This window comes from Frigoribacterium sp. AC759 (assembly GCF_979256015.1).
In genome coordinates this window covers 70,633-92,845 of sequence record NZ_CEEDMT010000010.1, presented here as the reverse complement: position 1 = coordinate 92,845, position 22,213 = coordinate 70,633, and the positions used below count along the sequence as shown (strand labels likewise).

Below are 22,213 nucleotides of genomic sequence, written 5' to 3'. Positions count from 1 at the left end.
GGGTCAGCGCTGACCCGCCGCGAAGGACGGGAACCTGCCGAACCCGCCGTGAAACCGCGATCAGACGAGCCGCTTCTCGCCCGCCCGCAGCACGCGCAGCCACCGGAACCCGTAGCCCTCGAGCTCGATGCGGTGGTGGGCGTCGCCGGCCAGAGCCTCGGGGACGGAGCGCTCGGCGAGCAGATCGACGAGGCGAGGCGCGGCGTCGCCCGCGGCGTCGCCCGCGGCGCCCGCGGCGGCACCAGCCGCCTCACCCACTGCGCCCGCCTCGCCCGCATCCGGGCCGAGCAGCCCGCTCAGGTCGAGGTCGACCGAGCGGCCGTCCGGTGCGAAGTTGTGCACGGCGACGAGCGTCCCCGTGCTGCTGACGACCGCGTGGGCGAGCACGCAGTCGTGCCCCGAGTCGAGGAGGGTCAGTTCGCCCCAGCCGATCTCGGGCGACGCGCGATAGTGCCGCACGAGGCTCTGCACGAATCGCAGCATCGAGTCGGGCTCGTGCCGCTGGCGCGACACGTTCACGTGCTCGGGCGCCCAGCCCTCGACGGCCAGCGGCGCGACGAGGTCGTCGGCCTCGGCGCGCGAGAAGCCCCCGCCCGCCTCGTCGGTCCACTGCATCGGCGTGCGGACGGCCCCGCGACCGCTGACGGCCGGGTTCTCGCCCATGCCGATCTCCTCGCCGTAGAACAGCACAGGGGCACCGGGCGTCGAGAACATCAGGCTGTAGACCATGCGGATGCGCCGCGGGTCGCCGTCGAGCATCGGCGGCAGACGACGCACGATGCCGCGACCGTGGATCCGCTGCGACTCGAGCGGCGCGAACGCCTCGAACACCTCGTCGCGCTCGTCGTCGCTCAGCTGATCGAGGGTCAGCTCGTCGTGGTTGCGCACGAAGTTGCCCCACTGGTTGCCCCGCGCCAGCGTCGGACGGGTCGACAGCGCGGCGGCCAGCGGACGGGCGTCCTGCCGCGCCAGCGAGAGGTACAGCGCCTGGTTGGCGACGAAGTCGAACTGCATCGTCAGCTCGTCGCCGTCGTCCTCGCCGAAGAACGCGACCATCTCGTCGTACGGCAGGTTCACCTCGCCGAGCATCATGCCGCTGCCGCTCCGTCGGGCGACGTACCCGCGGAGCGCCTGCAGGAACCCGTGCTCCGCCCCGTCGTCCGTGTCGATCAGGTGCGGCACCGCGTCGACGCGGAACCCGTCGATCCCGAGCTGCAGCCAGAATCCGATCACCTTGGCGATCTCGTCGCGGACCTCCTGACGGTCGGTCGCGAGGTCGGGCTGGTGCGAGTAGAACGAGTGCCGGTAGTACTGGCCGGCTTCGTCGTCGAACGACCAGACGCCGTCCTCGACGTCGGGGAACATGTTCGCCGGCTGGTCGGCGGGCACCTCGTCGCGCCAGGTGTAGAAGTCGCGGTACCGGCTGTCGCGGTCGCTGCGCGCCGCGCGGAACCACGGGTGCTGATCGCTCGTGTGGTTGACCACGAGGTCGACGATGACGCGCATCCCGCGGTCCTTCGCCGTCCGCACGACCTCGACGAAGTCGCCGAGGTGCCCGTAGCGCGGGTCGACGCCGAAGTAGTCGGAGATGTCGTACCCGTTGTCGCGCTGCGGCGACGGGTAGAACGGCGCCAGCCAGAGGCAGGTGACGCCCAGCTCGGCGAGGTGGTCGAGGCGGTGCGCCAGCCCCTCGAGGTCGCCGACGCCGTCGTCGTTCCAGTCGAGGTACGTCTCGACGTCGAGGTTGTAGAAGACGGCGGTCTTCCACCACAGGTCGCTCGTGTCGGTGACCCTCATCGGGTCGCGGTGTCGCGCGCGGCGCGACGGGGGCAGGCGCAGGAGGCGCGGGTCGGGCGGGTCATGTCGGCTCCGTCTCGGGTGGGTCGCTTCCGCCGACCGTACCGACGCCGCGCCTCCTCGGTCCTGTCGATCCCCTGAGCGCGCGCATCGCGGCCACCGCGCCGCGCGCTGCGCCCCGAGCCCCTCGCGCTGCGCCCCGCGCACCGCGCCCACCGCCCATCGAAGTGACTCGACGGGCGCCGCCACAGGCCGCTACCGCACCATCCGGGTCACCTCGACGATCACGGGATGAGGCGAGCCGCCCGGTACCGCTCGAACAGGTCGACGAACGCCTGCTCGGTGCGGCGGTAGCGCGAGAAGCCGGCGTCGCGCGCCTTGCCCATGTCGGCGACGACCTCGAGGTCGCGGCCGAGGTCGGCGTCGGTGTGCCACCACGAGGCGACGCGCGCCAGCTCGGGTTCGACGAGGTCGTGCTCGGCGACGAGCTCGCGCCAGTCCTGCTCGAGCCCGGCCATCTGCTCTTCCAGCGGTCGCGGCGCGCCCTCGAACCCCTCGACGAGGGCGGGGTCGATGTCGAGGTGCGCGGCGAGGCGGGGCCACATCCAGCGCCAGCGGAAGACGTCGCCGTTCACGATGTTGAACGCCTCGTCGCCGCCCGCGGGGTCGGTCGCGGCCCAGATCATCTGCTCGGCGAGCACGCCGGCGTCGGTCATGTCGACGAGCGAGTTCCACTGCGTCTCGCTGCCCGGGAACGCGAACGGCCGCCCGAGGCGCTTCGTCAGCGCCGCCTGCACGGCGATGGTCAGCCCCATGTTCATGGCGTTGCCGACGGCGAACCCGATCACGGTGTGCGAGCGGTGCACCGACCAGGTGAAGCCCTGACGCTCGGCGGCGGCGAACAGCTCGTCCTCCTGCGCGTAGTAGAAGTTCGGGTAGTCGAGGCGCGGCTCGTCCTCGTGGAACGGCGTGTCGGGCATGACGCCCTTGCCGTACGCCTCGAACGGGCCGAGGTAGTGCTTCAGACCGGTCACGAGCGAGACGTGCTGCACGGGGGCGTGCTCTAGGGCGGCGAGCAGATCGCGGACCATGCCGCCGTTCACCTCGATGTTCTCGGCCTCCGTGTCGCGCTTCTGCCAGGCGGCGAAGAACACGTGCGTGGGCTGCACGTCGGCCAGGGCGGTCGCGAGGCTCTCGGCGCTCAGCAGATCGGCGGCGATGCCGGTGACCCCCGGAGCCGAGGAGGCGCGGCGCGACAGGGCGAGCACGTCCCATCCGTCGCGGGTCAGCTGCTCGACGAGCGCGGTGCCCGTGATGCCGCTCGCGCCCACCACGAGTGCGGTGCCGGGGCGGGCGCCCGATGCGGTGGCGTCGTGCCGGGGCTCGACGGACTCGACGGACTCGAGGGTGACGCTCTCGGGGGCGCCCGTCTCGGGGTCGCGGATGTCGCTCGTCGCGGGGTCGGTCTGCGGGCGGTCGGTCTGCGGGGTGCGGTCGTCGCTCATCCGGGAGAGAAGCCGAGCGCGCCTCCTTCTATTCCCGGGCGTCCCCTCGTCCGTTCGCGCGGCGGACGACCGCGACCGCTCCCGGTGTCCACCGCGTACGGTCGAGCGATGGATCAGATCAGCGGCGACGACTCGACCGACCGGCCCCCTTCGACCCCCGAGCAGGAGGCCGCTGCCCTCGCTCTCGCGATCGTGTCGCAGGCCTCGGCCATCACGCAGGGCGACGAGGAGGCGCTGGACGCGAGCGAGGACAACCTCCGCGAGGTCGTCACCGGCCTCTCGGACGCTCCCCTCACCCCGCGCCAGGAGGACGTCGTCGCGACTCTCGGCGCCGCCGGCGGCAGTCTCGCCGCCGGGCTCTCGGAGGCGCTCGCGCACACGAAGGGCGTCGACACCGGCGTCGTGCTCGGCTCGGCCGCCGAGGCCGTGCTCGCGCAGACGCAGCCCGAGGCGGAGAACGCGCCCGACGCGGCGAGCGAATCCGACGCTGAGACGGCATCCGACGACGGAGCAGGCGCCGGCGACGCGACCGCACCGGGCGCCGGTGACCGGTCCCCCGGCTCCGACGCGATCTCGGACCGCGACAACGCCGCGTTCGACGACGCCTTCGACGACCTGGTCGCCGGCACGGGTCGAGACGACGCCGGGCAGAGGGGCCAGGGCGCTCGGCGAGGCGACCGGCACGCCGACGGCCGCCGTCCTGACGACGACCACCGCGCCTCCTAGACTCGACGCAGCCCGCCGAGCAGGCCCCGCCGCGACCGTGTCAGCCTTGTCGAGCGGGGCCCGACCCGAGGGCCATCTCCCGTGACCCCGCACCACCCCGACGTGACCGATCGGAGCTCGACCGTGAGCGATCCCCAGCGACCCGGCCGACGCGATCGTCCTGCCCGCCCGCCCCGCCCGCCGGCGAAGCCGACCCGGGTCAGGGCCCGCAACGTCAACCCGCAGGAGATGCGCGACGTCCGCGCCCGCCTCCGCGGCACGATCTACGAGGGCACGACGCCCGAGCACGGCATCGGCGGCGACCTCTACTCGCCGCGTCAGATCGTCGACTTCTGCCTAGACCTCGGCGACGTGATGCTCGCGTCGGGGGCCGACGTCCGCAGCACCGAGGTCGCGATCGTCGCGGTCAGCACGAAGTGGAACCTCGCCCCGCTCGAGCTCGACATCACCGGCACGGCGATCACCGTCCAGTACGCGCCCGTCGAGGGCCCGCCGCTGATCAAGACCCGGGTCGTCTACGCCGAGGGCTCGAACCTGCACCGGCTGTCGCTCGTCTACCAGATCGTCGACGACCTGCTGCACGACGACCGCGACATGACCACGGCCGTGGCCGGTCTCGTCGACGTGCTGCGCTCTCCCCCGCGCTGGCCGTCGTGGATCACCGATCTGGCGATGGGCATGCTCGGCGTCTCGGTCACGCTGCAGGCCGGCGGCACCTGGCAGGCGGCCGTCGGGGCGTTCGTCCTGATGATCGGGGTGATGGCGACCGGGCGGGGGCTCGCGGCCCGCGGCATCCCCCAGTTCTTCGTCGTCGGTCTGCAGGCGGGCGCCACGGCGGCCCTCGGCACCGTCGGCATCTCGCTCGACCTCCTGTCGGCCGGAGGCGCGGCGGCGATGGTCGCAGCGGTGGTCGTCCTGACGCTCCCGCACCCCACGATCGTCACCTGGGCGCAGGACGCCATCTCGGGGTTCCGGGCGATGGCCCTCGGCCGGGCCCTGGTGATCGGCCTGATCGTGGCGGGCATCGTCTGCGGCATCCCCGCCGGCATCGCCGTCACGGCCGGGTTCGTCGACTTCGAGGTCGATCCGACGAACATCACGCTGCAGGCGCTGCCCCTGTGGCTGTCGCTGTGCTCCAGCTTCGCGGCGGCGTCGGCGAACGCCGTGGCCCAGGGGTCGAGCGCGCGGATGATCCCGATCACGATCGGCGTCGCGCTCGTCGGCAACCTCTCGCTCTTCACCCTGCGACTGCTCGGAGTGCCCCTGATGGGTGCGACGTTCCTCGCGGCGATCCTGCTCGGCGCGCTGTCGACGGTGGCCGCGGCGCGACTCCGCACGGCCGCGACGGTCATCGCGGTGCCGGCGTTCTGCGGGTCCCTGCTGCCGTCGCTGGCGGTCGCGTCGGCGCTGCTCAACTTCATGTCGGGCACGGAGGGGGCCGAGGTCGACTTCGTCTTCTCCATGCTGACGACGCTCGCGATCGGCGCCGGACTCGTGCTCGGCAACCTGCTCGCCACCCCCGGCGCGCGTCGCTGGCTGCGCCGCCGCAAGAAGGTCTACGTGCAGTCGCTGCACAGCGACACGACGCCGATCAACATCGTCGTCGCGCACGACGCCGAGGCGCCCCGGGCCGATTGAGCAGGAGGCGCGGGCGGGCCGCGAAGGAGGCGCGGGTCGTCCTATCGGGGCTCCTCGCCATGTCAGCACGGCACATGCCCCGAGACCGGCTACCGTTGCACTATGAGTGACACCACCGAACAAGCCCCGAGCGACGCCACGGAGCAAGCCGAAACACCCTCGACGTTCGCCGACCTGGGCTTGAGCGATCAGGTCCTCAAGGCCATCAAAGACATAGGGTACGAGACCCCCTCGGCCATCCAGTCCGCCACGATCCCCACCCTCCTCGCCGGTCGCGACGTCGTCGGCCTGGCGCAGACGGGCACCGGCAAGACGGCAGCCTTCGCGCTGCCGATCCTGTCGCGCCTCGACGTGAGCGCGAAGAAGCCGCAGGCGCTCGTCCTGTCGCCCACCCGCGAGCTCGCCCTCCAGGTCTGCGAGGCGTTCGAGCAGTTCGCCTCCGGCATGCGCGGCGTCCACGTGCTGCCCGTCTACGGAGGTCAGGCCTACGGCGTCCAGCTGAGCGCTCTGCGCCGCGGCGTCCATGTGGTCGTCGGCACGCCCGGTCGCATCATGGACCACCTCGCGAAGGGCACCCTCGACCTCTCCGAGCTCAAGTACCTCGTGCTCGACGAGGCCGACGAGATGCTCAAGATGGGCTTCGCCGAAGACGTCGAGACGATCCTCGCCGACACCCCCGACGACAAGCAGGTCGCGCTCTTCTCGGCCACCATGCCGCCGCAGATCCGTCGCATCTCGAAGCAGTACCTGAACGACGCCGAAGAGATCACCGTCAAGGCGAAGACCACGACGTCGGTCAACACGACGCAGCGCTACCTGATGGTGTCGTACCCGCAGAAGGTCGACGCCCTGACGCGCATCCTCGAGGTCGAGAACTTCGAGGGCATGATCATCTTCGTCCGCACCAAGAGCGAGACCGAGACCCTCGCCGAGAAGCTCCGTGCGCGCGGCTACTCGGCGGCGGCGATCAGCGGCGATGTGGCCCAGGCCCAGCGCGAGCGCACCGTCAACCAGCTGAAGAGCGGCAAGCTCGACATCCTGGTCGCGACCGACGTCGCGGCCCGTGGTCTCGACGTCGATCGCATCAGCCACGTCGTCAACTACGACATCCCGATCGACACCGAGTCGTACGTGCACCGCATCGGCCGCACCGGCCGTGCCGGTCGCAGCGGCGCGGCGATCAGCTTCGTCACCCCGCGTGAGCGCCGCCTGCTCGGCGCCATCGAGAAGGCGACGCGTCAGCCCCTCACGCAGATGCAGCTGCCGTCGGTCGACGACGTCAACAGCACGCGCCTCACGCGCTTCGACGACGCGATCACCGAGGCGCTGTCGCAGGAGGCCCGCATCTCGGCCTTCCGCGACATCATCGCGCACTACGTCGAGCACCACGACGTGCCCGAGGCCGATGTGGCCGCGGCCCTCGCGGTCGTGGCGCAGGGCGAGACGCCGCTGCTGCTGGACCCGAAAGACGAGCGTCCGCAGCGCGACGAGCGTCCGCTGCGCGAGCGCGACGACCGGGCTCCGCGGGCCGGTCAGGGCGACGACCGAGGCGAGCGTCGCGACCGCGGCCCCCGCACGTCGAAGCCGATGACCTCGTACCGCATCGAGGTCGGTCGTCGTCACCGTGTCGAGCCGCGTCAGATCGTCGGTGCGCTCGCCAACGAGGGCGGTCTCAGCCGAGACGACTTCGGCGCGATCGCGATCCGCCCCGACTTCTCGATCGTCGAGCTGGCCTCCGACGTCAGCAGCGACATGCTCGACCGCCTCAGCGACACTCGCATCAGCGGCAAGCTGATCGAGATCAAGCAGGACCGCCGTGGCGGCGGCGCCGCCGGTGGCGGGGCTCGTCGTGACGACCGCGGCGACCGCGGCGACCGCTCCTCCGGCTCGTACGGCGGGGATCGCCCGCCGCGCAAGCCCCGCTACTAGCGACACCCTCCGAAGGCGGGCCCGTTCGGGTCCGCCTTCGGCTTTCCCCCGCCGAGGAGCCCCGCATGAACCCCGCCACCGGCACCGACGCCCTCTTCGGCGTCGTGCAGACCGCGCTGACCATCGGCTGCCTCATCCCGCTGCTGCTGGGGCTCGTGGCGTTGGTTCTGTTCTTGCGGACGCGAGCCACGAACTCGGCGGCGTCGGACGGCGGCGGCGGCGAAGGTGCGGCTGCACGGCAGCGGGCGCACGATCTGGCCCGCGTGGCGCTGCTCGGCTCGGCCTTCGGGACGGCGCTGCTGCTCGTCGGGCAGCTCGTGGTCGGTCTCGGAACGTCGATCGGGTTGGTTAACGCGTTCGCCGGGCCACTGGTGCCCCTCAACATCGGGGCGCTGACGCTGACGGCGGTGTCCGCCGTGGCCCTCGCCGCGTCGCCCGCGCCCGGGCGCTAGCGCCCACCCTCCGGCGCCCCTGCGTCCGCGGTCGCGGCCGCTCCCGCTCCCGCTCCCGCTTCCGCTTCCGCTCCGACGGTGGGCAGAAAACGCCCCACGCTCACCAGGGAAGGGCATCAACCGACCACCCTCGCGCGCCCCGCTTCAACGGTGGGCAGAAGACGCCCCTTACCCAGCACCGAAGGGCACTAACCGCCCACCCTCGCGGGCCCGCCGCCGGCTTCGGCCTCGGCTCCGGCTCCGGCTTCAACGGTGGGCAGAAGACGCCCCCTACCCAGCGCCGAAGGGCACTTAGCGCCCACCCTTGCGAGCCCCGCTTCGACGGTGGGCAGAAGACGCCCCTCACTCACCGCCGAAGGGCAATAACCGCCCACCCTGGCGGGCCCCGCTCGAGTTCGGGTGCCCGGCGCCGCGGTCAGTCGACGAGTGCGCGCAGCTCGTCGGCCGTGATCGTCAGCATCGACCCGGCGGGGTTCACGACGATGCCCGCATGCCCCTGGTCGAGTGCGACGTGTGCCACGGCATCGAAGCGGGTCGCGTTCGCATCCGCGCTCGGGGCCCAGGCACCCACCTCGGCCGGTGACGTCAGCAGCACCGAGAACGTCTGACCCTCGTGCGACGTGACGGTCGCGACACCCATCGACGTGATCTCGCCGCTCTCGTCGCGATGCGCGACGGACGCGATGTAGAGCGCCGGAGCCGCGCGGACGAGTTCGAGCATGGCCGGCCAGGCGATCCGCTTCTCGGCCATGGCCTGCTTGACGGCCCTGTTCTCGGCCGGGTTCTCGGTGAGCCCGCGCACGAGCTCGTCGGTGTAGCCGATCCACTGCGTCTCGGGCGATCCGGGGTCGAGCACGAGCCCGTCGTACTTCGACACGGCCATCGCGACGACGTCGGGTGCCGCCTCGACGAGCGACACGGGGTCGCTGGTCTTGCGGTAGAAGCCGAGCCTGTCGCCGCTGGTGAAGGCGAGGAGCACCTTCTTGCCGGCGTTGTCGACCTGGTGGGCGATCGAGATCGTGTCGCCCTTCTGCGGTCCGACCTTCGGGTCGGCCATCGTCGACGATCCGATGTCGAGCAGCAGGTCGCCCGCCGCGAGCTCCTTGACGACGGAGTACATCGTCTGGACGTTCTTGGCCTTGCTCCAGCCGGTCAGCGCCTCCTGCAGCGCGGTGTGCACGACGGGCGCGGCAGCACGCAGCGGGGGCACCGAGGTGCCGGCCGAGGCACCGGTCGGGACGGCCGACGGGTCCGCCCCGGTCGAGTTGGTCGGCGCGGCGCGCGTGATCCTCACGACGGGCGGCGCCTGCGCCGGGGCCACCTGCGGTGCGGATTCGTCTGCGGTGTCGACCCTCACCCCGTCGGCGGGGTCGGACGTGGTCCGATCGGTCGTGGTGTCGTCGGCGGGTGTGTTTTTCTTGCGCGAGAAGAGCCCCATACGTCGAGCCTAGGGCGAAGCCGAGGAGGCGCGGCGCAGCACCCGGGCGCCAGGACGCACCGCACGGCTGGGGAGGGACGACGCCGGTGGCCTCGGATCGCACCTGCTCAAGACGGTGACGATCCGATGCCGGAAGGTGCTGTCCCGGGCCCGGGCCCAGGCTCGGGTGCAGACGCTGACGCAGGCGCGACGAGGTCGATGAACCGCGACAGCAGCCCCAACCCGGCGATCGACGTCGGCATCGACGCGACCAGGGCCGGCGAGTGCACGAGGTACGCCGCCCACTGCGCACGCGAGATGCCGACGTTGAGCCGGTTCGGCATGAGCAGGAAGTCGAGCCCGCGCGGGATCTCGGCCGCCGACGACGCCGCCAGCGAGAGGATCGCCACGACGGCCTCACGCCCTTGGAAGAGGTCGACCGTGCCGACGGTGGTCTCGGCGAGCCCGGCCCGGTCGAGAGCGTCGCGGATCAGCGCCCCCTGCGCGTTGTACGGGGCGACGACGATGACGTCCGCAGCCGTCAGCAGTCGTGTCGAGTCGCCGTCCGTCCAGGTCCGCCCCACCATGTCGGTGGCGATCGCGACGACGCGCTCGGCCTCCTCGGCGGACGAGGTCGTGTTGCCGTGATGGGCGACCGGCTCGACGTGCAGCCCGGGCGCGATGCCCTCGAGCCATCGCTCGGGTGCCCGCGATTCGAGGGCGCCGTCGTACGACAGCCGTGAGACCGGGGCCGTGAGCGCCGGGTGCATCCGGTAGGTGCGCGAGAGGAAGTAGCCGAGTTCGCCCGGGAGCACGTCGTGTCCGTCGGCGAGCCAGCCGAGCGCGGACTGGTCGACGGGTTCGGGGTGCGAGCCCTGGCTGACCTGCGGCAGCTGCTGGGGGTCGCCGAGCAGCAGCAGACGCTGGGCGGCCAGCGAGGACGCGATCGTGGGGGCCAGCGAGAACTGCCCGGCCTCGTCGACGACGAGGAGGTCGAGCGAGCCGCGCGCGATGTGGTCGGCGTTGGCGAAGGTCCAGGCGGTGCCGCCGACGACGCCCCCGGTCTCACCCGGCCCGGACAGGAACGACGCGAGACCCGCGCCGTTCGCCACTGGCGTCCATGCGGCGGCCTCGAGGGCCTCCGGGCTGGTGCCCTTCTTCGGCACCTTGACGACCCTCTCGGGGTCGACGCCCTTGTCGACGACGGCCGCCAGGAAGTTCTCGACCACGGCGTGCGACTGCCCCACGACGCCGACCCGCCAGCCGTGCTCGCGGACGAGGCGGGCGACGACGGTCGAGCCCACGTAGGTCTTGCCCGTGCCCGGAGGACCCTGCACGGCCAGATACGACCGGTCGAGGTCGAGCAGGGTCCCCATCACGGCCCCGACCGTGTCGTCGCCCACGACGGGTCGGACGCCGCCGCGGGGCGGCACACGGCGCAGCAGATCGAGCGCGGCGTCGGGCACGAACCCCGGCAGGTCGTCGAGCACCCGGCGCCCCCACTCCGAGATGGCCTCGGGTTGCGGGGCCGCCCGAGGAGGTGCGGCGGGGGTCAGCGCCACCGGGAACGACCCGTGGGGCTCGGCCCCCGTGGGGACGGTCTCGGTGACGAGCAGCACGACGTCGTCGGTGCCCGGATCGGCGTCGACGACCGTCGCCCGGGCGGCCCAGCCTCGGGAGCCCGGGCCCACCCGATTCGCCGAGGGAGGCAGAGGCGTGTCGTAGACGGCCATGGGCGTGGAGCCCAGAGGCGACCGACTGCCCGGGGCGAGCGACCCGACGAGGCGGAGGTCTCTCGAGAGGGTCCGCTTGCGCGGCGGCTTCCCCCAGTCGCGGACGACCTCGGCGCGCTCGACGACGAACACGTCGCGGGTGTCTGCCCACTCGTCGAGCGGTTCGCGCAGACGATCGAAGTGCTCTTGCCAGAAGGTCTTGACCTCGCGGCGGTGGTAGTCGATGGCCGCGGCCGCCAGGGCGAGGGCGGTCTGATCGGTCGTGCGGTCGAGGGGATCGACGTCGGCCAGCTGCGCCGTGAGCTCGACGAAGACGGGGTCGGGCTCTGCCCGGACTCGCTCGTCGTCGACGAGGGCCACGGTGTCGTCGCTGACGGTGTCGGCGGGGAGCATCGTCAGCAGCCAGTCGCGCAGACGGAGGGTCGACCGGCAGTCGTACTCGTTGTAGTCGGCGACCTGGTCGAGGCGCGTCTGACCGGTGGGGTCTCCGGCACGGAGGGCGGCCGCCGCCTCGACGTACGCGCCGATGCTGTCGACGGCCGAGACCACCCCGTCGCCGTCGCGGTGCTCGGCGCCCATGTAGAGCGGCTCGAGCTTCTTGATCGAGTAGCTGCGCGACCCCACGAGCAGCGCCTTCCGGACGATCGGGTACAGGTCGACCAGCACCCCCGCCCGCAGCAGGTCGTCGACGTCGTCTTCTCCGACGCCGTGCCGGGCGGCGAGCGACAGCAGGTGACTGCGCTCGTACGACGCGTAGTGGTAGATGTGCATGCCCGGGTGGGCCGCCCGCCGTTCGCGGACGAACGCGAGGAAGTCGATCAGAGCACGGCGCTCTTGTCGGAGGTCGTGCGCCCAGAACGCCGTGAAGCGCGACCGGTCGTCGACCAGCCCGAACAGGTAGTCGAGCCCCCACACCGACGAGTCGCCCTCGGTGTAGAGCGGGTCGCCCTCGAAGTCGAAGAAGATGTCGCCGGGGTCGGGGGCGGGGATGGCCGCCAGCGCACCCGGGTCGATGACGCGCACCTTGGGCAGGGAGGCCCCGGCGCTGTCGATCTGGAGCCGGGCCTGACCGCGGAGGCGCGCGAGGGCGGCACCGCCCACGCCGGCGACGGGCCCGGTGCTCGCAGCCAGGTCGTCGATGCTCGCGATGCCCGCCGCGAGCAACGCCGACCGCTGACCGAGACTCAGCCCGGCGACGAGCACGAGGTCGCGGTGCTCGTCGACCTGCACCGAACACTGTCCGCAGCGGCCGCAGGCGACGACCCCGGGGGCGCCCCAGGCCAGCGGGGCGTCGGCGTGCAGCCGCCGGTCGACGACCGTCCTCAGCCGGTCGCGCTGCGCGCGGTACACCGGTGCGATGTCGGCGAGAGCGTGACTGGAGGTCGTGCCGTCGCCGAGCACGAGGTGCACCTGCGGCCCGACGGGCAGACCGAGCGCGGCGATCTGCTCGGCGTAGGCGGCCAGCTGCAGGAGGGCGGGGATCTTGGCGTGTCGGGCGAGCTTGGTGTCGTAGACCTCGTACGCGCCGTCGTCGGTGCGGAGCAGGAAGTCGGAGAAGCCGATGAACGAGCCGTCGAAGAACGTCGCCTGATAGAGCACCGGCACGCCGTCGCGCATGGCCTGCTCGGCGGCCGCCGCTGCGGCCGGGTACCCCGCGCGCTCGGGGCGCTCGAACTCGACGACCCGGTGCGTCTCGCGCAGCCGTTCGAGGAACCGGATCTCGTGGTCGTCGCCCAGACGGGCAGTGCGGTCGAGCATGGCGTCGGCCACCTCGGGCACCGCCGGGATGCGCCCGAGCCTGGCGTCGAGGCGTCGGAGGAACGCCCACTCGCACGCGGCCCACGTGCTGAGGTCGGACGGGCTCGTGACCACGGTGTCGTCGTCGAGGTAGATGGCGTCGCCTTTCGATTCACGGTCCGCACGGTCGTCGGCCCGTGCTGCACACGCTAACGCCGACCCCCGACATCGATCGTCGACCCGCGCCTCCTCGGCTCCCCGGCCCCGCGCCTCCTCGGCCCGGGCGCACGCCTCCGAAGGGGGACCGGCGCGCGCTACCCCTCGCTCGAGAGCACCCAGCCGAGCCAACCGGCGAGCGTCGCCGCGGCCGACACGCTCGACGACCGCTCGACGTCGGGGTTGTAGTTGGTGTTCGTGTTGACGTCGTACGGCACGACGCGGCCGTCGACGGTCTCGATGAACTCGATCCCCGCGACCTCGATGCCCTGCTGATCCAGGAAGGCCTCGAGCCGCTGCACGAGAGGGTGCGACGCGGTCACCGACGATCGGACGGCGAAGGGTGCGAACGTGGCGGGGTCGGCGCCGTCGGGCACGACGCACGCGTCGGCGGGGCACAGCTCGAAGCTGCCCGCCGAGGTGTCGACCCGCACGGCGTAGACGAAGCGCCCGCCGCCGAACTCGACACGGGTGTTGAAGGGCTCCTCGGCCTGCAGGAACTCCTGCAGCAGCGTGATCCCGTCGACCGGCACCTCGAAGTCGGGGCCGTCGACGTAGGCGTCGAACGACTCGAGGTCGTCGAAGCGACGCACCCCGAGACCCTTGCCGCCCTGGTTGTGCTTGGTGATGAACGGCAGCTTCTGCTCGCGCGCCCGGGCCTTGAGGTCGGCGGTGCCGAACACGGCGGTGGTGGCCGGAACGTCGAAACCGGCCTGCCCGAGCGCCAGGTACTGCGCGACCTTGCTCACCTCGAGCTCGACGACGCCGCTGCCGTTGATCGTGCGGCGTCCGTGGCGCTCGGCCCAGCGGAGCGTCGCTCGGGCCACCTCCTTGGCCGTCGCTCGGCCTCGCGTGTGGGCGGACCCGCTGAGGCGCGACCAGAACACCCCGGCAGGAGGCTCGGCGGACAGATCGAACGAGCTCCCGTCGAGCAGGTGCTCGCGATGCGGCACCCCCGCCGCGTCGAGGGCGGCGACGAGCGGAGGGAGCCACTCGGCGTTGTCGTGCAGGATGTGGACGACGGGCGTCGGGTCGGCGACGTCTGCGGAAGCGGTCATCCCCCGAGACTGCACCACGCGCCTCCGGCGATCCTCCACATGTCGGCGCGTGACGACGGGCACACGCACCCGTCCGGCGAGCCGCCCGAAGCGAGCTGCTCGCCATGAGCTGCTCGCCAGGAGCGGCTCGACACGGACAACCCGACGCGGGGCTACTCCGCCCAGGCCGCGCGCACCACCTCGCAGAGGCGCTGATCATCGGTGTCGAGCGCGGAGCAGTCGGCCACGGCCTCGTCGCCGACCGTCTCGACGGCGAGGTCGACCGGCTCCCGGACGTCGCGACGGAACGCCACGACGGTGCCATGCGGCGCCGCCTGCACCGCGGCGACCACGTCGTCGAGCGACCCCTCGGTCACGGCGTCGCCCAGCACGACGTCCACCCTCGCCTCCGTGCTCGCGACGGACACGCCCTCGATCCCGGGTGAGGCCGTCACCGCGTCCGCGACGGAGACGAGCACGTCGAGGGTCGCGGGGTCGCTCGAGAACGCGAGGCCGCGGGGGTCCGACCGGTCAGGCGAGACGCGGACGACATCCAGACGCGACACGTCCGCCGACCCGCCGATGGCCCGCAGAGCGGGCACGACCTGATCGGGCCGCACCGTCCGCACCTCGACGGACCGGGCGCTGATGGCCGAGTAGGTCACCGCGTCGGAGTCGACGGCGTCCACGACCGACTCGGCGTCGGACAGGTCGCCGTCCACCTCGCGCGACTCGTCCGGCGACGAGACGGTGCCGATGGTCGTGCCCGAGACGCCGGACGTCGCCGCGAGGGCGCTCGCGATCCGCTCGGCACGGCCGGACGCCTCGGCCACCTCGTCCGGTGGCTGCTGCCCTGTGACGGTCGGCTGCTTCAGGTCGACCCTGATGCCCTCCGGCAGTACGAGGACTTGCCCCTCACCGAGGTCGTCGCCCCCAATCGCGGCGAGCAGATCCGCCTGATCGGCGGCGTCGAGGACGACGTCGGACGTCGCGGGGTCGTCGAGCGCCGAGGGGAACCCGCTGACGTTCTCGGTGATGAACCGGCGCGAGTCCTGGCTCCAGGCGGACACGTCGACCTCGGCCAGCTGCGGTTCCGCATCCCGGAGAGCGCGCGCCCGCTGCCACGCCGTGAGGACGTCCGACGACGCCGAGGGGACCACCGTGATCCCGAACCCCCGCCGCGGCGATTCCGAGTCGCTCGTCGTCGCACCGAACTCGTGCGTGCCGAGCGACGCCTCCGCGAAGACCGGATCGTCGGCGACCCGGCGGGCGAGGTCGAGCTGGGCCGCCGTGTCGGCCTCGTCGGCGAGCACTTCGAAGGTGACGGCGCCCCGGCGCACGTCGACGTACTGCCACTCGTCGCCGACCTCGCGGGCCACGAACGGCCTGATCCGCTCGGCCACGGCGGCGAGGTCGTCGTCGCCGAGATCGCTCTCGACCACGACCGTGGCCTCGGCCGTCGCGCTGCCCAGGGGGTAGTCGATGCCGCCGGTCTCGATCTCGACGATGCCGTCGACGCCCTCCATCAGCGACTCGAAGCGCTGGCCCAGTTCGGCGGAGTCGGCGCACCCGGCCCCGGCGAGGACGACCACCGCGACGAGGGATCCCGTGACGCATCGTCTCAGTCCGCTCCGCATCCGCTCAGTCTGACCCCCGAGCACCGTCGGCGCTTCCGTCGCGGGGCGGAACGCGCCAGTTGGTATCCTCGTCCGACGACTGCCGGAGGTCCGCTTGGTGAACGAATCGTCAGGGCCCGACGACGCCCTGAGCCGTGACGACGTGCGCGTCGCGCACGAGGACGACCCGACGTGGGCCCTGCTCCGCAGCTACAACAGCCGCTGGATGCTCCCGCTCTTCTCCCGTCACCTCGAGCACGCCGAGGGGCCCGTCTCGGCCGACTGGTTCCACCAGCAGGTCGCCCAGGCGCTCGAGCTGAACGCGCTCGATCAGACAGCGCCGCATCAGACAGCGCCCGCCGAGACCGCGCCCGTCCGGGCCGGAGCCGAGGAGGCGCGGGTCGGCGACTCCGGGGCGACGCCCGCCCCCGAGACCCGCACCACCCCGGCCGACTACTGCCGGAGCTGGGTCGACAGCCGGTGGCTGATCCGCACCCGCGCCTCCTCGGCGGACGACGGCGGGGCACGCCACGGCGACGCCGGCCACGGCGGCCCGAGCAGCACGACGACCGGCACCTCCCCCGCGGCCGACGGCTGGGGCGCGCTCGGCGCCGCGCACCCGAGCGGCGCGGCGGTGGGGTCGGCCCCGACGCGCGCCTCGAGCCCGCCCCCGCGCGGCGAGGCCCGCGCGCAGTACCGGCTCTCGCCCCACGCGCTCAAGGCGCTGCGGATCGTGCGCGAGCTGGTCGAGCAGGACAACGCGGTGAGCGAGGCGAGACTCGGCAGCATCGCCCACGCCGTCGGTCAGCTCGCCGGTCTCGCCGACGCGAGTCGCGAGGCGCAGACCGCTCGGATCGACGAGCAGATCGCCGAACTGCAGCGTCGTCGCGATCGCATCGAGCAGCACGGCACCGAGCCGGTCAGCCCCGACGTCCTCAAGCGGCAGGTGCGCGAGGTCGTGCGGCTGACGGCGTCGCTGCCCGAGGACTTCCGGCAGCTGAGCAGCATGGTCGAGCAGCGGCACCGTGAGGTCGCGCGCCGGGCGACGGTCGAGCACGTCGGCAAGGGCGCGCTCGTCGAGCAGTACCTCCGTGAGAACGATCTGCTCGAGCAGACCCCCGAGGGCCGGGCCTACCGCGGCTTCGCGCAGATGCTGTCGTCGCGTGAGATCGACGTGATGCGCGCCGACATCGAGCTGATCCTCGATCACCCCGCCGCGGCCGAGCATCTGACCGATCGGCAGCGGACGCAGCTCGAGTCGCTGATCTCGTCGCTGCTCGCCGAAGAGCAGTCGGTGCAGGAGACGTACGGGCGCTGGACGTCGTCGCTCCGCCGGTTCCTCAGCCGCTCGTCGACCGAGCGTCACCAGCGCCTCCTCACCCTCGCCGAACGTGCGCTGCACGCCGGCGGCGTCTGGGCCGAGCGACGACCGGGCCCGGCCGTGCTGCCCGTCGACGTGCTCGGGCTCGGCGCGCTCGACGTGGTCGACATCAGCCAGGCGCAGCTGCACAGCGACCGGGGGCGCCCGACCGTCGACGTGCAGGTGACCGAGGGCGACGCCACGCTGCCCGCCGCCGACCGCGCCGCGCTCCGCATCAGCTCGGGCACGAGCACCGCCGCCGTCGCGGCCACCCTCGACCGCCTGCTCGACGAGCACGAGGCCGTCACGAGCGCCGAGCTGTACGAGGCCACCGACCCCGAGTTCCGCCGACTCGGGCTCGTGCTGAGCATGCTCGACCTCGCCATCGACCGCGGCGTGGTCGACGAGACCACCGAGACCGTCACCCTGACCGCCGGCGAACCGGCCGCACCAGGAGGCAGCAGCCCAGGAGGCGCGGGTCGAGGAGGCGCGGGTCGTCGCGTCGTCCTCCCCCGGCTCGTCTTCCGCCGACAGCCCGCACCGGGCGACGACGCCCCCGCCCCGACCCCGCAGCCCGAGAGAGACACCGTATGACCCCCGACCCGATCGACGACGTCAGCACCGAGGCAGTCGGCACCGTTCTCGGCAGCACCGTCCTCGACAGCATCGATCCGGACGGCGCCGACCCGGACGGCACGACGGATGCGGCCGGCGCTGCTACCGACCCGTCGAGCGGGCTCCGCGACGAGCTGCCGCTGGCCGGTCGCAAGGCGCTGGTCACGCTGCTGACCCACCGCTTCATGTCGCGGGCCCGGCAGGGCGAGGCGTGGGCCGCGCTGCTCGCGTACGAGCCCGAGATCCGGGCCCGGCTCGACGAGATGTTCCTCGTGCTGGTCGTCGACCACGAGTACGAGGTCGCGTTCAAGCGACAGAGCGGACAGGACGACGTGCCCATCCTGCTGCGGCGCGAGAAGCCGCTGTCGCGCGACGCGTCGCTGCTGATGGTCTTCCTGCGACGCGAGCACGCGTTCAGCGACGCGCACGACGAATCGGTCGTGGTGTCGCGCGATCAGGTCGCGGAGTTCCTCGGCCGGTACCACGACGACACCGCGCACGACGAGATCCGCTCGATGCGTCGCGTCGACGCGGCCCTCGCCGCCATGGTGTCGCGCGACCTCCTCGAACCGGAGCCCGACGACCCCGCGCTCTTCGTCGTCGCCCCCGCGATCGTGCCGCTGATCACGGCCGAGCAGCTGGCTCACCTCGAGCGCGTGTTCCTCGAGGCGGCGGGGGCCGATGCGCCCGCCGACGCGAGCATGCTCGACGCCGTGGAGGAGGCGGGAGCCGACGCCGACGGACCGGTCGACGACGACTCGGAGCCCGACGGCGACGGCGACGACGACTCCGACCTCGACGCTGACGCCGAGGCCGACCCCGATCAGGCCGCCGAGCCCCGACCCGACCCGACCGCCGTCGCCCTCGATCTCCCCCTCGACCCGGAAGCAGACCAGGCATGATCCCCGCCGACGCGACCACCGCCTCCTCGGCTCCCGACGCCGCCGACGCTCCCGGCACCGCCGGCATCGCCGCCGCGACGGGCACGGCGGACCACGCCGACGCACCCGACCTCGGCATGTTCCACTCGGGTCAGTACCGCATCGAGCAGGTGCAGCTGCTGAACTGGGGCAGCTACTCGGGGCTGCACCGCATGCCGGTGGGGCGTGGCGGCATCGCGATCCTCGGGCCGACCGGGCGCGGCAAGTCGACGGTGCTCGACGCGATGGCCGCGGTGATCATGCCGAACCCGCAGGAGTTCAACCGGGCCGCGCGCGACGACAGCCGTCAGCGCTCCGAGCGCACCGTCTACAGCTACGCGCGCGGCAAGACCGACGAGGTCCGCGACGCGGCGTCCGATCGCACGACGACGCGGTTCCTCCGTCCGCTGGGCCAGGCGTTCGCGAGCGGCGCCGCCATCACGTACGCGACCGAGCTCGGGCAGACCCTCACCGCGGTGCGTCTCGCCTGGATCGGCGCCGACACCTCCAGCCAGGACGACGTGACGCAGGCCAGCGTCTACCTGCTCGTCCGCGGGCCCTTCGATCTCAGCCGGCTGACCGAGGTCAAGCGCGATGCGAGCAGCTCGAGTCCGCTGACGAAGGGCTCCCTCGCGCGCCTCCTCGACCCCGTCCGCGATCTCGTCACGTACTCGCAGCCCGAGTTCCGCGTGCAGCTGTGCGGCGAGCTCGGCATCGGCGGCAGCGACGAGTCGCAGCTGAAGGCGCTGACGCTGCTGCGCCGTGCGCAGGCGTCGAAGGGCGTCTTCTCGATCGACGAGCTGTTCAAGTCGTTCGTGCTCACGCAGCCCAAGGCGCTCTCGCGCTGGGAGACCACGCTCGGCACCTACCGTGAGGCCTCGGCGCTCTACGACGTCTTCGAGACGACGCGCAAGAAGCTCGGCGTGCTCGAGCCGGTGCCCGCGCTGGCCGACCGCTACGAGATCGCCGGCCACGACGCGACCGAGAAGCGCCGCCTGATCGACGAGAGCCACGGCCCGAGCCGACTGCGCGTCTGGCTGGCCGAGAAGGTCGGCAGCTGGGTCAGCGGCGAGGTCGACCGGGTCACGACCGAGAAGCGCGCCCTGTCCGAGTCGAGGAGGCGCGCGGCCGACGACGACACCGCCGCGTTCCGTGCCCGTGAGCAGGCTCTGGCCCGCATCGGCGATCTCGGCGGCGACCCCTCCCAGTCGCTCCGACAGCTCGTGGCGACCGCCGAGCGCGACCTCGCCGTCGTCCAGCGCGAGCGGCGGCGCTTCGCGACGGCCCTCGACGGCACGGGCGAGTCCGTGCCGACCTCCGAGAAGCAGCTCGTCGCGCTGCGGCAGCGCGCCGAGCGACTCGCCGACGAGGACGCTGCCGCCCGCGCCGCCGCCGACGACGTGCGCGGCGAGCTCGCCGCCCGCATCGGCGAGACCAAGCGCTCACTGTCGGCCCGCGAGGCGCAGCGCCGCTCGTTCGAGCTGCGCGGCAGCAACGTGCCCGACGATGCGGCCGAACGCCGACTGCGCATCGCCGAGGGCACCGGGATCCCCGTCGCGGGTCTGCCCTACGCCGGCGAGCTGTTCGAGGTCGCCGCCGCGCACACCGACTGGACGGTCGCGATCGAGCGGGTCGTCGGCGACCTGGCCACGCACCTCCTGGTCGACCGCGCGCAGTTCGACGCCGTGCGCCGCTTCGTCAACGACCACGACATGCGGGGCCGCATCACGCTGGTGCCCGCGGCGACCGGCGTCGAGCCCGAGCACGACGCCGTGCCGCGCACCGTGCCCGCGATGCTGCAGTTCGACGAGGGCAGCCCGTTCTTCGGCTGGCTGTTCGACGAGATCGTCGCCGAGCGCAGCGTGCTCTGCGTCGAGGGGCCCGACGACCTCGACGGCTCGCTGCCCGCCGGGGCGCGGGGCGCCGTGACGCGTGCCGGTCTCCGCACGGGCTCGCGAGGCCGGGTCGTGAAGGACGACCGCCGATCACGCTCGTGGATCGGCCTCGACAACGGCTCCCGCGTCGCCGAGCTCGCCGACGAGATCGCGTCGCTCGAACGCGACCTCACCGTCGCGCGCGCCGCGTGGGACACCGCCGAGGCCGAGTCGTCGGCGCGACGCCGGGTGCTCGACGCCGTCGCGCGGTCGACCGAGTTCTCGTGGGCGGACATCGACACCGCGCCGGCTCAGGCGCGACTCGACGATCTGCAGGGTCAGCTCGACCGGCTCGCCGACGAGCGGCCCGAGCTCGCCACGCTCCAGGCCGACGCCCGTCGTCACGACGACGAGCGCTCGGCGGCGACGCGTCGTCTGGCCGAGCTCGACCACGAGCTCGCGCGACTCGAGGCGGAGCACTCGACCCTCGTCGACATCGAGGACGCCTTCAGCGACGCCCTGACCGGGGCCGACCCGCTGACCGACCACGAGCGCGCCCTGCTCGCACCGCTGCCGTTCGCCGCGCCGCGCGAGGTGGCCGACGTCGAGCGGTCGCACCGCGAGGCGCTGTCGCTGCTGCGCGGGCAGATCGACGGCCACGACCGCGAACGCACTCAGGCCGAGAACACCCTCGTGCTGATCTTCGAGCGGTACCTCGAGCTCGACCGCACGGCCGGGATCGACGCCTCGATCGACAGCCTGGACGCGGTCAGGGCGATCCACCGCACGCTCGTCGACGACGCCCTGCCGAACGCCAAGGAGGACTGGCTCGCCAAGGCCGGCGCCGACATGGGCGACAGCCTGCGCGCGCTGCTCGTGCAGATCGAGGAGGACGGCCACGTCATCCGTCGCGGGGTGCGGCCCATCTCGCAGGCGCTCCGGGCGATCGAGTTCCGGCAGGGGTCGACGCTCGACATCGAGCCGAAGCCCGTGTCCAACAGCGACCTCGTCGACTTCAAGCGGACGCTGCGCACGCACATCGGCGATCGGGCGGGGGCGCCCCGCGACGCGGCCGAGATCGAGCGGCGGTTCGTCACCCTCCGACGCGACCTCGCGCACCTCGAGGAGCGCTCGAAGATCGGCGACGCCTGGCGCCGCCGTGTGCTCGACGCGCGCGAGCACTACCAGTTCCGCGCCATCGAGACCCGGGTCGACGGCACGCAGATCGTGCACGAGGGCGTGGCCGGCAAGTCGGGCGGCGAGGGGCAGGAGCTGATCGCGTTCGTGCTCGGCGCGGCCCTCCGCTTCCGGCTCGGCGACGGCACCGACCGGGTGCCGACCTACGCGCCGATCGTGCTCGACGAGGGGTTCGTCAAGGCCGACGACGAGTACACCGGGCGGTCGCTCGCGGCGCTGACGTCGCTCGGGTTCCAGCTCGTCGTGGGTGCGCCCCGCGACAAGGTGAACGCGTTCGAGCAGCACGTCGAGAGCGTGGCGTACATCTCGAGCGACCCCGCGCATCCCGAGCTGTCGCGCATCTACCCGCTGACGATCCGCCAGGCGATGGAGGTCGAACGCCACGGCCTCGACCCCGCCGCGCTCGCCTGACCTCGGCGCCGCCGTCCGGCGGCGCCGAGCCGT

At 72.7% G+C, this 22,213-nt stretch carries 13 protein-coding genes; 7 read left to right on the top strand and 6 right to left on the bottom strand.

All coding sequences use genetic code 11. From position 1 onward, the window contains the following. Positions 1–60 precede the first annotated feature (60 nt). The gene (locus tag ACZ6JE_RS09485; protein ID WP_464318801.1) at positions 61–1,797 is read right to left on the bottom strand and encodes an alpha-amylase family protein; all 1,737 of its coding nucleotides are present in this window, start codon (positions 1,795–1,797) and stop codon (positions 61–63) included. A 284-nt stretch (positions 1,798–2,081) separates the two neighbouring features. Further along, entirely contained in the window at positions 2,082–3,302 is a 1,221-nt protein-coding gene (locus ACZ6JE_RS09480) for an SDR family oxidoreductase (RefSeq protein WP_464318800.1), read from the bottom strand. Positions 3,303–3,410: 108 nt separating this feature from the next. Between ACZ6JE_RS09480 and ACZ6JE_RS09475 the strand changes: the two genes are divergently transcribed. The 4 genes from ACZ6JE_RS09475 to ACZ6JE_RS09460 all read left to right on the top strand — a co-directional run bounded on the left by ACZ6JE_RS09475 (position 3,411) and on the right by ACZ6JE_RS09460 (position 8,047). Continuing rightward, positions 3,411–4,028 (top strand): hypothetical protein, encoded by a 618-nt coding sequence (locus ACZ6JE_RS09475; protein ID WP_464318799.1) that lies wholly within the window; start codon positions 3,411–3,413, stop codon positions 4,026–4,028. Between the two features lie 123 nt (positions 4,029–4,151). Further along, positions 4,152–5,666, top strand: a complete 1,515-nt coding sequence (locus ACZ6JE_RS09470; RefSeq protein WP_320478834.1) for a threonine/serine exporter family protein — start codon at positions 4,152–4,154, stop codon at positions 5,664–5,666. A gap of 102 nt (positions 5,667–5,768) precedes the next feature. Next, on the top strand, positions 5,769–7,595 hold the full coding sequence (locus ACZ6JE_RS09465; RefSeq protein ID WP_192060513.1) for a DEAD/DEAH box helicase: 1,827 nt from the start codon (positions 5,769–5,771) through the stop codon (positions 7,593–7,595). 65 nt (positions 7,596–7,660) lie between these two features. Next, positions 7,661–8,047: a hypothetical protein gene (locus ACZ6JE_RS09460; RefSeq protein WP_464318798.1), complete on the top strand. Its 387-nt coding sequence runs from the start codon at positions 7,661–7,663 to the stop codon at positions 8,045–8,047. A 415-nt stretch (positions 8,048–8,462) separates the two neighbouring features. On the opposite strand, the gene ACZ6JE_RS09455 is transcribed toward ACZ6JE_RS09460, so the two are convergent. From ACZ6JE_RS09455 to ACZ6JE_RS09440, 4 genes are all read right to left on the bottom strand, one after another. Next, positions 8,463–9,485: an SseB family protein gene (locus tag ACZ6JE_RS09455; protein ID WP_464318797.1), complete on the bottom strand. Its 1,023-nt coding sequence runs from the start codon at positions 9,483–9,485 to the stop codon at positions 8,463–8,465. A gap of 107 nt (positions 9,486–9,592) precedes the next feature. Then, positions 9,593–13,069, bottom strand: a complete 3,477-nt coding sequence (locus tag ACZ6JE_RS09450; protein ID WP_464318796.1) for a TM0106 family RecB-like putative nuclease — start codon at positions 13,067–13,069, stop codon at positions 9,593–9,595. A 179-nt stretch (positions 13,070–13,248) separates the two neighbouring features. Further along, the gene (locus tag ACZ6JE_RS09445; RefSeq protein WP_464318795.1) at positions 13,249–14,208 is read right to left on the bottom strand and encodes an ATP-grasp domain-containing protein; all 960 of its coding nucleotides are present in this window, start codon (positions 14,206–14,208) and stop codon (positions 13,249–13,251) included. A 152-nt stretch (positions 14,209–14,360) separates the two neighbouring features. Further along, positions 14,361–15,824: a hypothetical protein gene (locus tag ACZ6JE_RS09440; RefSeq protein ID WP_464318794.1), complete on the bottom strand. Its 1,464-nt coding sequence runs from the start codon at positions 15,822–15,824 to the stop codon at positions 14,361–14,363. A gap of 97 nt (positions 15,825–15,921) precedes the next feature. Here ACZ6JE_RS09440 and ACZ6JE_RS09435 point away from each other — a divergent pair, with 97 nt between their 5' ends. The 3 genes from ACZ6JE_RS09435 to ACZ6JE_RS09425 are packed head-to-tail and all read left to right on the top strand — an operon-like array spanning position 15,922 to position 22,180. Then, positions 15,922–17,757: a DUF3375 family protein gene (locus ACZ6JE_RS09435; protein ID WP_464318793.1), complete on the top strand. Its 1,836-nt coding sequence runs from the start codon at positions 15,922–15,924 to the stop codon at positions 17,755–17,757. Continuing rightward, complete coding sequence (locus ACZ6JE_RS09430) at positions 17,754–18,680, top strand: DUF4194 domain-containing protein (RefSeq protein WP_464318792.1); 927 nt, start codon at positions 17,754–17,756, stop codon at positions 18,678–18,680. The genes ACZ6JE_RS09435 and ACZ6JE_RS09430 overlap by 4 nt, the downstream gene beginning before the upstream one ends. After that, positions 18,677–22,180, top strand: a complete 3,504-nt coding sequence (locus ACZ6JE_RS09425) for an ATP-binding protein (protein WP_464318791.1) — start codon at positions 18,677–18,679, stop codon at positions 22,178–22,180. The genes ACZ6JE_RS09430 and ACZ6JE_RS09425 overlap by 4 nt, the downstream gene beginning before the upstream one ends. Positions 22,181–22,213 lie beyond the last annotated feature (33 nt).

What these genes read in the sequence shown, in the direction of transcription:
- ACZ6JE_RS09485 (WP_464318801.1), bottom strand. Translation starts at nt 1,797, where the DNA reads ATGAGGGTCACCGACACGAGCGACCTGTGGTGGAAGACCGCCGTCTTC.
- ACZ6JE_RS09480 (WP_464318800.1), bottom strand. Translation starts at nt 3,302, where the DNA reads ATGAGCGACGACCGCACCCCGCAGACCGACCGCCCGCAGACCGACCCC.
- ACZ6JE_RS09475 (WP_464318799.1), top strand. Translation starts at nt 3,411, where the DNA reads ATGGATCAGATCAGCGGCGACGACTCGACCGACCGGCCCCCTTCGACC.
- ACZ6JE_RS09465 (WP_192060513.1), top strand. Translation starts at nt 5,769, where the DNA reads ATGAGTGACACCACCGAACAAGCCCCGAGCGACGCCACGGAGCAAGCC.
- ACZ6JE_RS09460 (WP_464318798.1), top strand. Translation starts at nt 7,661, where the DNA reads ATGAACCCCGCCACCGGCACCGACGCCCTCTTCGGCGTCGTGCAGACC.
- ACZ6JE_RS09455 (WP_464318797.1), bottom strand. Translation starts at nt 9,485, where the DNA reads ATGGGGCTCTTCTCGCGCAAGAAAAACACACCCGCCGACGACACCACG.
- ACZ6JE_RS09445 (WP_464318795.1), bottom strand. Translation starts at nt 14,208, where the DNA reads ATGACCGCTTCCGCAGACGTCGCCGACCCGACGCCCGTCGTCCACATC.
- ACZ6JE_RS09440 (WP_464318794.1), bottom strand. Translation starts at nt 15,824, where the DNA reads ATGCGGAGCGGACTGAGACGATGCGTCACGGGATCCCTCGTCGCGGTG.
- ACZ6JE_RS09430 (WP_464318792.1), top strand. Translation starts at nt 17,754, where the DNA reads ATGACCCCCGACCCGATCGACGACGTCAGCACCGAGGCAGTCGGCACC.
- ACZ6JE_RS09425 (WP_464318791.1), top strand. Translation starts at nt 18,677, where the DNA reads ATGATCCCCGCCGACGCGACCACCGCCTCCTCGGCTCCCGACGCCGCC.